We start from the raw sequence: 13,508 nt of genomic DNA on the forward strand, positions 1-13,508 counted from the left end.
GAAGCATCCAACCTTTAATTAGTAAAGGTTGGATGCAAAAAGTTATTTAAAGGCTGTACTTATTATCTGCAATTAGTTTGTCCGCGATGTTTCTGCGGGCTTCTTTTGCATTAAAAGGTTCAGCTTTGGTAAACCGTTTGAGGCCTAGCAGCATCATGCGTTGTTCGTCGCCTTCAGCAAAGCCGTTTATGGCATCTTTACCTGATTTATTGATACGGTCTGCCGCGTCGTAGAGGAAGGTGCGTACAATGTTTGCCTGGATGGAGGCGGCATCTTCGCCCTGGTGGCTGGTCAGCTTCATGAGGCGTAGCAGGGCGCTTTCGGCCAGGTAAGTTTCAATGGCCATGTCAGCAATATCCATAAGGATTTCCTGTTCGTTTTCCAATTTTACCATGAGTTTCTGTGCAGCAGCGCCAGCTGTCATCAGGATAGCTTTTTTGAAGTTGGAGATCAGTTGCTTTTCTTTACTGAAGCTGCTATCGTCATCGTCGCCAAAGCTGGGGATATCCATCAGTTCCTTCATGACGTTCATGGCTGGGTTCATCAGATCCAGTCTGCCTTTCATTGCACGTTTTAAGGTCATGTCTAGCGTGAGCAGGCGGTTAATTTCGTTGGTGCCTTCAAAGATGCGGTTGATACGGGAATCACGGTAGGCTTTTGAGATGATGTATTCGTCGCTAAAACCGTTACCGCCGTGTATTTGCACGCCTTCATCCACCACGAAGTCGAGTACTTCGGAGCCATTTACTTTCAGGATGGCGCATTCCACTGCATATTCTTCTGCAGCGCCTAGTAAGGCTTCATTAAAAGGTTGGCCAGCTGCCAGTAATTCTTTTTCCTTATCGTCGATGAGCTGGGCGGTACGGAACAGGGCTGCTTCTGAAGTCCATGTGCGTATTGCCATTTCCGCCAGTTTATGCTTAATAGCGCCAAAGTTGGCGATGGGCTGCTTAAACTGTACACGGGCATTGGCATATTGAACGGAGGTATTAATACACTTTTTGGAAGCGCCCAATGCAGCGGCGCAAAGTTTTAAACGACCGATGTTCAGGATATTAAAAGCGATCAGGTGGCCCTTTCCAATTTCGCCTAACACGTTTTCCGCAGGGATTTTAGCATCCTGGAAATAGATCTGGCGGGTAGAGGAGCCTTTGATACCCATTTTATGTTCTTCCTGGCCCAGGGTGAAGCCGGGGGTACCTTTATCTACAATGAAGGCGGTGAACTTGTCTCCATCTATTTTAGCAAATACGGTAAAAACATCTGCAAAACCGGAATTGGTGATCCAGCTCTTTTGTCCGTTCAGTAAGTAGTACTTGCCATCTTCTACTAGTTTGGCGGTAGTTTTGGCGCCCAGGGCATCTGATCCGGAATCTGGTTCGGTAAGGGCGTAAGCGCCTTTCATTTCGCCGGTGGCCAGTTTGGGTATATACTTTTGTTTTTGCTCTTCGGTACCAAAATAAAGGATCGGCAAAGAACCGATTCCCGTGTGGGCAGCCATGGCTACAGAAAATGAGTGACCGGCGCCCAGGCCTTCATTGATGATGGTGGCTGTTACAAAATCCTTTCCTAATCCTCCATATTCTTCCGGAAAAGAAGCCCCTAACAGTCCTTGTTCTCCTGCTTTTTCCAGCAGCGATTGCATGAGGCCTTCTTCCTGTTTATCTATTCGCTCTACAATAGGCGTTATCTCCTTACTGATGAACTGATCGGCCATATCTTTAATCATCAGTTGTTCTTCCGAAAAATCTTCGGGAGTAAACACTTCCTCAGGAGTGCTTTCCTTTACCAGGAATTCTGCGCCTTTCAACGCAGTTTTATGATCTACTGTTGCGTCCATGTTACTGAATTTTTGGTAGTTCTGTAATTTACTGAAAAAAGCAGAAAGCTGGGGCGCAGGGAGAAGAGGAAAGAATAAAGAAACGTTAAAATCACAGTTACAACGACTTACGGTTGTAACTTTCCATTCTAAAGTTAATTCACTATCATTGTCCGCCTATATGTCTGATTTTTATTTGTCATATTTGAATAGCCGCTTTCATGGTACCTGTGAGGGTAAGGGTAAAGCATTGCTGATCTGTTTACATGGTTTCGGCGAGCGGGCAGTGAGTTTTCATCCATTGTCCGACACACTAGGAGATTTGTTTACCCTCGTGTCTTTGGACATGCCCTTGCATGGTGATACTATCTGGCAGGAACAGCGGGCATTTGAAAAAGAAGACTTGGCGGCAGTGGTACGGTTGGTATTGGCGCAACAAGGACAGGAGCGTTTTTCACTGCTGGGTTACAGCATGGGCGGACGTTTGGCTTTATGCCTGGTAGAACTGATGGCCAACCATATGGATCATCTGATCATGGTGGCCGGAGATGGCCTGAAGAATAATCCCTGGCATCTGTTTGTTACGCAAACCAGGTTGGGTAACCAGTTGTTTAAATACAATACTTATCATCCCAGGTTGTTCTTTACCTTGTTAAATACCGGGAAGTCGCTAGGATGGCTGAACCAGAGCATTTATAAATTTGCGCTGAACCGGATGAATGAAACATATAAACGGGAGCTGGTGTATAACGTATGGACAAACCTGCGTCGCATGATGCCTGATAAAAAACGGGTGAAACAATTATTATCTCAATATAACGTTTTAACACTTCTGGTATTCGGGAAGTACGACCGTGTTATTCCTCCTGTATTGGGTACCCGTTTTGCCGATGGCTCTTTTCCCTGTAAGATAGTAATATTGGAGAAAGGGCACCAGTTGATATCAACACAACTGGGCGTTGTTATTAAATCAAATTTATAAACCCGGATGCAGTTTTTTATTATCATATTGGTTGTACTGGCTTTAGGCTATGGTATATTAATGCTATGGTATAGTCTTGGCTGGAAACGGCTGAAAGATTTTTCTGTAGCGCACCCACACCCTGGTCGTACGCCCGTTACTGTTATTATCCCAGCCAGGGATGAAGCCAGTAATTTGCCTGCGTTACTGGAAGCTTTGGAACGGCAAACCTATGACCCTGGTTTATTGGAAGTGATCGTGATCGATGATTTTTCTACAGATGATACTGCTGCCATAGTTTGCCGCTTTCCGGCAGAGAATGTTCGGCTGCTGGCATTAAAAGAGTATCTCAATGAGCAGGAGCGGTTAAATTCTTACAAGAAAAAAGCGATTGAAATAGCCATTTCTCAGGCCAAGGGGCAGTTGATCGTTACTACGGATGCAGATTGTGTGATGGGCCCCCGCTGGATAGAAACAATTGTACAATACTATGAACATCATCAGCCAAAATTCATTGCAGCGCCGGTGAGTTTTTATAAAGAACATAATTTTTTTAAAAGGTTGCAGTCGCTGGATTTTATGACTATGCAAGGCATTACCGGTGCGGTGGCTCAACTGGCCTCCGGCACCATGTGCAATGGCGCTAACCTGGCATACGAAAAGCAGGCCTTTCATGATGTAGGTGGTTTTGCAGGTATCGATAATATCGCCTCCGGCGATGATATGTTGCTGATGTATAAAATTTACAATGCTTATCCGGATAAAGTAAAGTACCTGAAATGTGAAGACGTAGTTGTGCGTACCCTGGCAGTAGATACGTTGAAGGACTTTATGAACCAGCGTATCCGTTGGTCTTCCAAAGCGGATAAGTACGAAGACAAGCGCCTTACCTGGGTGTTGTTGCTGGTATATCTCTTTAATGCAGCCATGTTGGCAATGGGAATTAGTGTGTTGTTCCTGCCTGATTGGGCGCCCTGGTTCCTGATCGTATTATTGTTTAAGGTTACGCTGGAATTATATTTTCTGTTGCCGGTGGCGCGGTTCTTCCATAAAACGGAGCTGTTGCTGTGGTTTATTCCGGGGCAGTTATTCCATATTCCTTATATTGTTGTTGCCGGTTGGCTGGGTAAGTTTGGCAGTTATCAATGGAAAGGCCGCCGGGTGAACTAAAATGCTTCCCGATCATTTATGCAATCATCTTCCTGGAAACGATTGTTACGGAACAAGGGTGCAGTGGCCGGTTTACTGGTTATTGTAGTAGCGGCAGTAGTGGCCATGGCGGCCTACTTCATAGCGCCCGACCATACACCGGATGCCAACCGGATGGTGCTGGAAATAGAAGGGCAGCACCCAGGCTTCCGCGTTACGATGCTGGCCATGAAAAATGGCCGTACTGTTCCCCGTGGTTCTTTTTTCCAATTTTTCTTGCATGGACAGGAGTCGGAAATGACCTGGATACCTTTGCGTTCCTGGCATTTCCGCGACACTATGTTGGTGGTGCAACGGTATGTAGATGAATCCACCAGTAGGGAAGAAGCATACCCCCTTACAACCGTTTGGTATGGCAAATCGCCTGCACATCCGCTGGAAGTAAATCGCCTTCAGGAAAACATTGTTGGCGCCCGTATTTTCACGCAAACTTATTGGTTAGGTACAGATAAATTTGGCCGCGATATCCTGAGCCGCCTGCTTATAGGTACCCGGGTAAGCCTGGGAGTGGGATGCATTGCTGTGATGATCTCTCTGAGCATTGGTGTGGCGTTGGGCGCGGTAGCGGGTTATTTCAGGGGACGTGCAGATTATCTGGTGATGTGGTGGGTAAACGTAGTTTGGTCTATGCCCACCCTGTTGCTGGTATTTGCCCTTACGCTAGCGCTGGGTAAAGGGTTTTGGCAAGTATTTATCGCTGTAGGCCTTACCATGTGGGTAGGTGTGGCCCGTATTATCAGGGGGCAGGTAATGGCCATCCGTGAACTGGAGTTTGTGGAGGCCGCACGGGCACTGGGTTACGGGCATGCCCGTATTATAGTGAAACATATTTTACCCAACATCATGGGCCCGGTAATGGTGGTAGCCGCCGGCAATTTTGCCACCGCGATTGTAATAGAGGCCGGGTTAAGTTTCCTGGGAGTGGGCGTGCAGCCGCCCCAACCTTCCTGGGGGCTCATGATTAAGGAAAATTATAATTTCATCATTACCCACAATCCATTATTGGCATTAGCCCCAGGTATTGCCATTATGTTGTTGGTACTGGCTTTCAATTTATTGGGGAACGGATTGCGGGATGCGCTGGATGTAAGAAGTAAAATTTGATTTATATATAATAAAATTATAATTTTATATTCCCGGCATACAATTTTGAAATATGTTATTGAGAACCTTTTTCCCTTTTTTTATTGCTATTGCATTACTGCCTTTTACTTCCTGTAAGAAGAAGAATAATGGAGATACTCCTGCGCCCAGTGTGCAGGAAGAAGCGCTTAGCTTTGAATTGCCTGAAATACAGATAGGAAAATATAATACTGCGTTGGACAGTACATACGCCTTGAAAGTAAATATTACCTCTAAGATACCAGACAAAGGCGTAAAGGTGACAGTGAATGTAGCGACGGAAATAAATACGATCCCATTGCCACAGGATACTGTGCCAGATACAAAAAATACGCCTTTTATCATTACACTGCGGCATTTGAAGCCCTTAAAAACGTATGAGGTAACGGTAACCCTGGCCTCGTTGGGAAATACTGCCAATGTAGCCACACCTAAGATATTTTATCTTACCAATAAATCGGCTGAATAGGTAGCAAAACCCTTTGCCGCCCTGTGCAAAAAAATTATGTAGGTTTGCATCCTCGCAGACAAAGGATTCGTTTATGCAAATTGCTGTTAATGCTGCCTACCTACAACAGGATATGCCTGCCGATACCGGGAGGGTAGCTACAGAGATTATATTGGCGATGTGCCGGCAGCAACCGGAACATCAGTTCACTCTTTTTTTTGATGGGCCTGTTCCGGTGGATTTGCATTTCCCGGCAAATGTTACCACCGTATTATTACCGCGGAAAGGTAATAAGCCCTGGCATTATTACTGGTGGCAGGAGTGGCAACTAGTGCACGCCATGAGGCCCTTTCATCCAGACTTGTTTCTGGGATTGGGGGGAGCTTTACCATTGCGCAGCCAGGTGCCTGCTGGTTTATTGATCCGGGACCTTTCTTTTTTACAGGACGCTGGTCTGCAACCAGCCGCCCAGCAGCGGGGGCTGAGAAAAAATATCGTCAAGTACCTCGCACAGGCCAGAAGAGTGGCGGTATTGTCTGACGTTAGTAGGGAGGAGCTATTGCGTTTAGCACCAGCAGTAGCAGATAAAACTGCCCGGCTGGATACTGGCTTAAGTCACTTATATAAACCCCTGGAATGGGAAGAACGGGAGGCGGTGAAGAAAGAATTTACCAATGGGGCAGAATATTTTCTGGTAACCGGCAGCCTGCATCCCCGGAATAATATTATACCCGTGCTAAAAGCATTTTCAGCGCTTAAAAAGCGGCAGCGCAGTAATATCCGGTTAGTATTAGCGGGTAGCATTACACCGGCCGGCGCCGAAATTTCCACTGCCCTGCAAAGTTATAAGTTCCGGCAGGATGTGGTGCTCGTTGAAAATCCAGACGAGGCTTCATTGGCAAAGCTAACGGGGGGGGCTTATGCCCTGATATACCCGGCCCGGTTGGATGGGCTGGCATTGCCAGTATATGCCGCCCAGCGTTGCCAGGTGCCGGTGATTGCCCTGGACAGTGCAGCCGCGAGGGAAGCTGGCGGTGATAGCGTATTATATGTGAATCCGGCAAGCCAGGATGATTTGTCAGAGAAAATGAGTCTGTTATATAAAGATGAACAATTGCGCTCCCGTTTACTGGTGAAAGAGCCGCCCATAAAGCCTTATAACAGCTGGGAACACGCGGCTATACAGTTATGGGCACATTTGACCACGTAAATCAGTAAATGTGGCTATTTTTGCGCTTTAATTATAAAAAAATGAGTAAAGTATCTACCATACAGATCCAGGTTGGACTGGACGAACAGAAGGTGCCCGAGTCTATTCAATGGAGCGCTACAGATAATAAGGATGAGCAGATGATGAAGGCTAAAGGGATGATTGTATCTTTTTGGGACCCGGCAGAGAAAGCCGCCCTGCGTATTGATTTATGGACAAAAGACATGATGGTAGACGAAATGGCGGATTTCTTTTTTCAGACAATGATGACCATGGCCGATACTTACGCCAGGGCTACGCCTTATAGGGATCAGGCAGAGGATATGCGCGTGTTTGCCCGGGATTTCTTCAAAAAATTCCAGGAAAAACAGGAAGCGGAACAATAATCCATTAAACCTTACTATATGTCATTAGAATTAAATATCAACGCAGAGATCAAAACTGCGATGCTGGGGAAAAAGGAAGCTGATCTGCGTGCATTGCGCGCTATCAAGGCCGCCATCCTGGTAGCTAAAACGGCAGAAGGCGCCACCGGTGAGCTTACCGCTGCGGAGGAATCCAAGCTGTTACAGAAGCTGGCTAAGCAAAGGAAGGATTCCCTCGAAATTTTCCGGACTCAGCATCGCGAAGACCTGGCATCAAAAGAAGAAGAAGAACTGGCAGTAATTGAACGTTTCCTACCTAAACAGATGAGTGAAGCAGAATTACGTGCAGCCATCACCGATATTATAGCTACTACCGGCGCGGCTTCTGCTGCCGATATGGGTAAAGTAATGGGCGTGGCTACCAAGCAACTGGCCGGTCAGGCTGATGGGAAAGCCATTTCCGCATTGGTAAAAGAACTGCTTAAATAAACACATTGATTATATTGTTACCCGGCTCCACTTTATCAGGTGCCGGGTAACAATAATTCCATTATGCCTATTGATATTATTTTCGCTATTATTATAGTATTTGCCCTTTATAGGGGTTATACACGTGGATTAATAGTAGCGTTGTTTTCATTCCTGGCTGTGATGCTAGGGTTGGCTGCAGCCCTGAAACTTTCGGCGGTTACCGCTTTATATGTACAGCAGCATTGGGACTTCCACTCCCGCTGGTTACCTGTTTTTTCTTTCTTGTTCCCGTTTATGGGGGTAGTATTGGTAGTAAGGCTGGGAGCAAGTATCTTACAGCGACTGGTAGAGGCCGTGATGTTAGGTTGGCTAAATAAACTGGGCGGAATTTTGTTATACAGCGTTATATTTATAATAATTTATAGTGTAATGTTGTGGATTGCCAATCAGGTATATTGGTTGAGTCCCGAAACCAAGCTGCAATCTGTTGTATATCCTTATATTGAGCATATTGGCCCATGGGCATTGGATCATATGGCCTATGTGATACCAATCTTTAAGGATACTTTTTCCCAACTACAGGCATTTTTTGAGAAGGCAGCTCAGCATATTCACATGCGCTGAGGGTTATTTAGATTAATAAAAAGAATTATTTTAGCGTAAAATTGACTTTCAAGATTTGGCAATGGATTACGAAATCAAAACACAGGGTAAGTTTAATTTTATAGAAGAAGGAGAAGGAGAGCCGCTGGTATTATTGCATGGACTTTTTGGTGCGTTGAGCAATTTCTCGCACATGATCGAATATTTCAGGCAGTATAATAAGGTTGTGATCCCGATGTTACCCCTGTATGATTTAAACATCCTGGAAACATCGGTAGGAGGACTGGCTAAATTTGTGCATAAGTTTATTGAAACCAGGGGTTATACAGATGTACACCTGCTGGGCAATTCACTAGGTGGGCACGTAGCATTGGTATACCTGCTGAAGCATCCCGAAGCACCTATTAAATCATTGATTCTCACAGGCAGTTCCGGCCTGTTTGAGAATGGAATGGGAGAAACCTATCCTAAACGCGGAGACTATGAGTATATCCGTAAAAAAGCGGAGCTCACATTTTACGATCCAAAAATCGCTACCAAAGAACTGGTAGATGAAATGTTCGAAATTGTGAACAACCGGCTGAAGGTAATTAAGATTATTACACTGGCTAAATCTGCTATCCGTCACAATCTGGGGGATGAGTTGAAAGATATTAAACAGCCCACTCTGTTAATATGGGGTGAGAACGACACCGTAACGCCTCCTATGGTGGGAGAAGAATTCCAAAGGCTGATCCCTAATTCTGAGCTGCAGTTTATAGATAAGTGCGGACATGCTCCTATGATGGAAGTACCGGATGAATTCAACAAAATACTTCATGCCTTCTTGGAGAAGCTGAAACATCAGCCTGTCAGTTAAAAATGAAGCTGTCAGCTTGCTTATGACTGCGCCGAAAGGTGCATTGGTTTCGCGTACATGTAATTTGTTTTTCTGTTGGCATATTCTTTACTATTATTGTATAAGAATACGCAAACCATGATCGCCAGAGAACTCATATCTTCATTACCCGCCCTGCATCCTTCGGATACAGGTTCTAAAGCGCTGCGTCTGATGAATGAATACCATCTGACGCAACTGCCGCTGGTAGTGGATAGCAAATACCTGGCGCTGATTGAAGAAGATGATATCCTGGACTTAGAAAACCCGGAAGTTCCCCTGGAAGGCATTGCTACCAGGAGTCCTCACCCGGCTGTTATGGAATACGCCCACTTATTTGAAGCGCTTAAGCTGTTTTACGATTTTAGATTGTCTGTATTGCCTGTAGTTACCAGGGAAAATGAATACCTGGGCATTATTACTACAGACAACCTGTTGGCTGCCCTCGCAAGATACAACGGGGTAAAGGAACCTGGCGGTATCGTTGCTTTCGATGTAGAGCCGCGTGACTATGCCCTCAGTGAAATTGCCCGCATTGCTGAATCCAATGATGTGACGCTCCTGAGCGTAAATACGATCAGCAACCCTACAACAGGTAAGCTGGAAGTGGTACTGAAAACAAACCGCCAGGAATTACAAGGGCTGATCGCTACTTTTGAGCGGTTTAATTATGTAATCAAATACGTATTTACCGAAGAGGAAGAAGAAGAGCTGCTAAAGAAAAACTACGATCTGCTGATGAACTATATTGGTATGTAACCAGCTTGGTTTATAGATATTTATCAAAAAAGCAAGGGGGAGACTATGGTTTCCCCCTTGCTTTTTTGATGTTTTGCCGGGTATAAAATAAATGAGGAAAATCTATGTATTCAATATCTGCTAAAAGCTTTTTATTATATTTGGAGATCGTCATTACTTTTAAACTAATATTACCGGACCTACATGCTGAGATGCTGTCACTGCCTGCTGGCCATCATTTGCCTGCTGGGATTAGCGTTACCTGAACTTGCTCGTGGACAGTCTGTACCTGCAAAAGATAGCAGTTATCTGGTGGTACGGAATATTGTAATTGCCGGCAATAAGAAAACACGTACTTCCGTAATTTTACGGGAAATCCGTACCGTGCCTGGAGATACGGTGTATCTCAGTGACCTGTCTAATACCCTGGAGGCTACCAGGAAACAATTATTGAATACTTCTCTTTTCCTGAGTGTTTCTGCCAACGTTAAAAACTGGAGCGGTAATGAAGCCGATCTGGTATTTGACGTGTGGGAGCGTTGGTATACTTTCGCTTTTCCTATTGTGCACCTGGCCGATCGTAACTTCAACCAGTGGTGGGTAGAGAAAAATCACAGCTTTAACCGGATTAACATAGGAGTAACCGGTATCCAGGGAAATCTTACCGGCCGGAACGATGCCGTGGATGCGGTAGTACAGTTTGGATACACCCAGCGTTTTGCGTTACAATATAATTTACCGTATATCGATAAAACATTCCGACATGGGGTGGGTATAACTGTTTCGTATAACCGGAACCACGAGGTGAATGATAGTACTAGTGGTAACAAACAACAATTTTTCCGTAAAGACGAATTTCTGCGGCAAGTATATACTATAGGGCTCAATTATACTTACCGCAAGGCGATCAACGGCCGGCACCAGGTTTTTTTGAACTATAATTTTGAGGAAGTGGCTGATTCGGTAGCTATCCTAAATCCCAACTACCTCGGGAAAGGGCGTACCCGGGTAAATTTTATGGACCTCATTTACCGGTATACCTACATAGATGCCGATAGCTGGGTATTTCCACTCAGAGGATTTAGCCTGATGGGGGAAATCGCCAAACGGGGTATCCCTCCCTTCAATGATATCAGCGATATTCACTTCCGTGTTAATGCAGTGCGGTATTGGCAATTATTACCCAAAACCTTTGCCGCGGTGGGGGTACGTGGTATGCTCAAGTTTTCCAATGAGCAACCCTACATGAACCAGTTTGCACTGGGATATAGAGACGACTATCTGCGGGGGCTCGAATATTACGTGATAGACGGAACAGCTTTCGCAATTTTGAAAACAACCCTGCGGCAAGAGATATTGTCTTTTAAATTCAGACTACCGGTAGTGCCAAAGAAGTTTAGTACTGTGCCCATCCGCATTTTTGCAAAAGTGTTTGGTGATGGAGGGTATGTATATAATAAATATCCTGGCAACAGTTTCTTAAATAACCGTATGCTATATACAGGCGGGTTGGGGCTAGACATTGTTTCCTTCTACGATACCAACTTGCGGATTGAGTACAGCTTTAATCAGTTAGGACAAAAAGGATTATTTTTACACGCAAGTGTAGATATGTAGCCAGCACAGGGAACTGGCTGCAGACTATCCTTTCAGCGCAGCTTCGCCAGGTGCTGAGATCAGTAGCCCAACGGCTGGCGGGAGATATTGGCCATCAGGCTTTAACCATTAGGAGCTGGCAACTAGCCGCTAAAAGTTAACAACATGCAGGTAGCACTATATAGTAGGGGATTTATTACAGAAGATATTGGCAACATCCGCCTATTGCTGGAGGAACTAAAACGCGCAGAAATAGAGGCGATCATTTATGAGCCTTTTTTCGGTACCCTGCAACAGCATATTCCTTTCGACACTATTCCGACTTTATTTTCCACAGCAGCAGACCTGCCAGGAAAGATAGAATTTTTAATGAGCCTTGGTGGGGATGGAACCCTCCTGGATACAGTGAGTTTTATACGGGATACCAACATCCCGGTGATCGGAATCAATTTCGGGCGCCTGGGATTTTTAGCCAGTATTGGTAAAGAAGAAATACATGCACTGGTACAGGCGCTCCTGAACCGGACCTACATAGTAGACCAGCGGTCGTTATTACACCTCGACGCCAATATTCCTTTGTTTGGTGAAGTGCCATATGCCCTTAATGAGTTTACCATCCATAAGAAGGATACTTCTGCTATGGTGAAGATCCATACTTATTTAAATGGGGAGTTTTTGAATACTTATTGGGCGGATGGTTTGATTGTGGCCACACCTACCGGTTCTACAGGATATTCGTTGAGCTGTGGTGGTCCTATTGTGTTCCCAGACGCAGGTAACTTTATTATTACCCCGGTAGCCCCGCATAACCTTAATGTAAGACCTATTATAGTGCCTAGCGACAATATTATTTCTTTTGAAGTAGAGGGTCGTAGTGATCAGTTTTTATGTACGCTGGATAGCAGAATGGAGACCATTGATAGCACGGTGCAACTAGCCATTAAGAAAGAACGCTTCAAAATCAGCCTTTTAAGATTAGACGATAGTAACTTCCTACATACCCTGCGAAATAAACTATTATGGGGGATTGACGCAAGAAACATGATTAAAATATAGAAATATAAATTATATTGTTATATTTACAAATATATTTGCTGCTGATAGTAATGTCAATTATGCCCCGCGACAGTAAAGGTGAGTATTATAGCCAGCATAATCGTCAGTCATACATTAAATAAATCCGGCATTTTAGCGTTTAAGCTTGAACTGATTTATGCTGAAATCTTTCCGATATCCTGAATATATTATTTTCTTGTTGTTGTTAGCGGTAGCGTGTTTACCTGCTAAGCGGTTGATTGCCCAAAATGAGCTGCAATACGTAGGGGAGTTAGGGGTGTCTGTTGGGGGAGCGCAATACTTTGGCGATCTTAATACCAGGGGGGCTTTAAATACTCCGAAGCCGGCGGTAGGTATCTATTACCGGAAATACCTGAACGATTATGTGGGTGTTCGTGCCCATGGCAGGTTTATGCAGTTGGGGTATTCAGATGTGTATAATAAAAATGAGTTCGAGAACCGCAGAAATCTTAGTTTCAATACTAACTTGTGGGAATTATCTTTACAGGGGGATTTTAATTTTTTCCGGTTTGAACCGGGGAGTTTATACGAGCGGTTTTCTCCTTATCTGACTGGTGGCGCCAGTATTTTTTATTTTGACCCTTACGCCTATCTGAATGGGGTGAAATATTATTTGCAGCCCATGCGCACAGAGGGGCAGGGAACGGCGATGTATCCAGACCGTAAGCCTTATAGTCTGGTTTCTTATGCCTGGTTGATAGGAGGAGGGTTTAAATATAATCTTTCCAGTAAGGTAAACGTGGGGTTAGAGGCGTTATACCGCTTTACCCAAACGGATTACCTGGATGATGTGAGCACTACTTACGCCGGCATGGCGGTTTTTCCGACATTGGCAAACGGGCAGCCTAGTGTAGCAGCCCAATTGCAGGACCGTTCAGGGGCTAAAGGTGCGCCTATAGGAGTAATGGGGCGGCAGCGGGGTAACAGCCGGGATAAAGACCAGTATCTGACCATTGAGCTGACTATCAGTATTCTGTTTACTGCTTACCACTGTAAATTTTAATTTATAAAG

Annotated in this window: 14 protein-coding genes; 13 read left to right on the forward strand and 1 reads right to left on the reverse strand. The window is 44.9% G+C overall.

The annotated features are described in order from the left end of the window. Positions 1-46: 46 nt before the first annotated feature. Positions 47-1,840 (reverse strand): acyl-CoA dehydrogenase family protein, encoded by a 1,794-nt coding sequence (locus tag ACDQ55_RS05005; protein ID WP_420980071.1) that lies wholly within the window; start codon positions 1,838-1,840, stop codon positions 47-49. A 160-nt stretch (positions 1,841-2,000) separates the two neighbouring features. On the opposite strand from ACDQ55_RS05005, the gene ACDQ55_RS05010 reads away from it, so the two are divergent. The 13 genes from ACDQ55_RS05010 (at position 2,001) to ACDQ55_RS05070 (ending at position 13,499) form a co-directional block, all read left to right on the forward strand. After that, entirely contained in the window at positions 2,001-2,801 is an 801-nt protein-coding gene (locus tag ACDQ55_RS05010) for an alpha/beta hydrolase (RefSeq protein WP_420980072.1), read from the forward strand. A gap of 6 nt (positions 2,802-2,807) precedes the next feature. Further along, positions 2,808-3,950, forward strand: coding sequence for a glycosyltransferase (locus tag ACDQ55_RS05015; RefSeq protein ID WP_420980073.1), 1,143 nt, complete (start codon positions 2,808-2,810; stop codon positions 3,948-3,950). 18 nt (positions 3,951-3,968) lie between these two features. Continuing rightward, positions 3,969-5,093, forward strand: a complete 1,125-nt coding sequence (locus tag ACDQ55_RS05020) for an ABC transporter permease (protein WP_420980074.1) — start codon at positions 3,969-3,971, stop codon at positions 5,091-5,093. Between the two features lie 52 nt (positions 5,094-5,145). Then, entirely contained in the window at positions 5,146-5,580 is a 435-nt protein-coding gene (locus ACDQ55_RS05025) for a hypothetical protein (protein ID WP_420980075.1), read from the forward strand. A gap of 73 nt (positions 5,581-5,653) precedes the next feature. Beyond that, positions 5,654-6,769, forward strand: coding sequence for a glycosyltransferase family 4 protein (locus ACDQ55_RS05030; RefSeq protein WP_420980076.1), 1,116 nt, complete (start codon positions 5,654-5,656; stop codon positions 6,767-6,769). A gap of 41 nt (positions 6,770-6,810) precedes the next feature. Then, positions 6,811-7,155 carry a gliding motility protein GldC gene (gldC, locus tag ACDQ55_RS05035; protein ID WP_420980077.1) on the forward strand — a complete coding sequence of 115 codons (345 nt, stop codon included), beginning with the start codon at positions 6,811-6,813 and terminating at the stop codon, positions 7,153-7,155. Between the two features lie 18 nt (positions 7,156-7,173). After that, positions 7,174-7,623 carry a GatB/YqeY domain-containing protein gene (locus ACDQ55_RS05040; RefSeq protein ID WP_420980079.1) on the forward strand — a complete coding sequence of 150 codons (450 nt, stop codon included), beginning with the start codon at positions 7,174-7,176 and terminating at the stop codon, positions 7,621-7,623. A gap of 63 nt (positions 7,624-7,686) precedes the next feature. Then, positions 7,687-8,229 (forward strand): CvpA family protein, encoded by a 543-nt coding sequence (locus ACDQ55_RS05045; RefSeq protein WP_420980081.1) that lies wholly within the window; start codon positions 7,687-7,689, stop codon positions 8,227-8,229. 61 nt (positions 8,230-8,290) lie between these two features. Beyond that, positions 8,291-9,067, forward strand: coding sequence for an alpha/beta fold hydrolase (locus tag ACDQ55_RS05050; RefSeq protein ID WP_420980083.1), 777 nt, complete (start codon positions 8,291-8,293; stop codon positions 9,065-9,067). Between the two features lie 117 nt (positions 9,068-9,184). After that, complete coding sequence (locus ACDQ55_RS05055) at positions 9,185-9,844, forward strand: CBS domain-containing protein (RefSeq protein ID WP_420980085.1); 660 nt, start codon at positions 9,185-9,187, stop codon at positions 9,842-9,844. 183 nt (positions 9,845-10,027) lie between these two features. After that, entirely contained in the window at positions 10,028-11,440 is a 1,413-nt protein-coding gene (locus tag ACDQ55_RS05060) for a POTRA domain-containing protein (RefSeq protein ID WP_420980086.1), read from the forward strand. A 144-nt stretch (positions 11,441-11,584) separates the two neighbouring features. Then, complete coding sequence (locus ACDQ55_RS05065; RefSeq protein WP_420980088.1) at positions 11,585-12,475, forward strand: NAD kinase; 891 nt, start codon at positions 11,585-11,587, stop codon at positions 12,473-12,475. A gap of 157 nt (positions 12,476-12,632) precedes the next feature. Beyond that, the gene (locus tag ACDQ55_RS05070; protein WP_420980090.1) at positions 12,633-13,499 is read left to right on the forward strand and encodes a DUF6089 family protein; all 867 of its coding nucleotides are present in this window, start codon (positions 12,633-12,635) and stop codon (positions 13,497-13,499) included. Positions 13,500-13,508 lie beyond the last annotated feature (9 nt).

Origin of the sequence: Chitinophaga sp. 30R24, assembly GCF_049056765.1 — a bacterium.
GTDB lineage: Bacteria > Bacteroidota > Bacteroidia > Chitinophagales > Chitinophagaceae > Chitinophaga.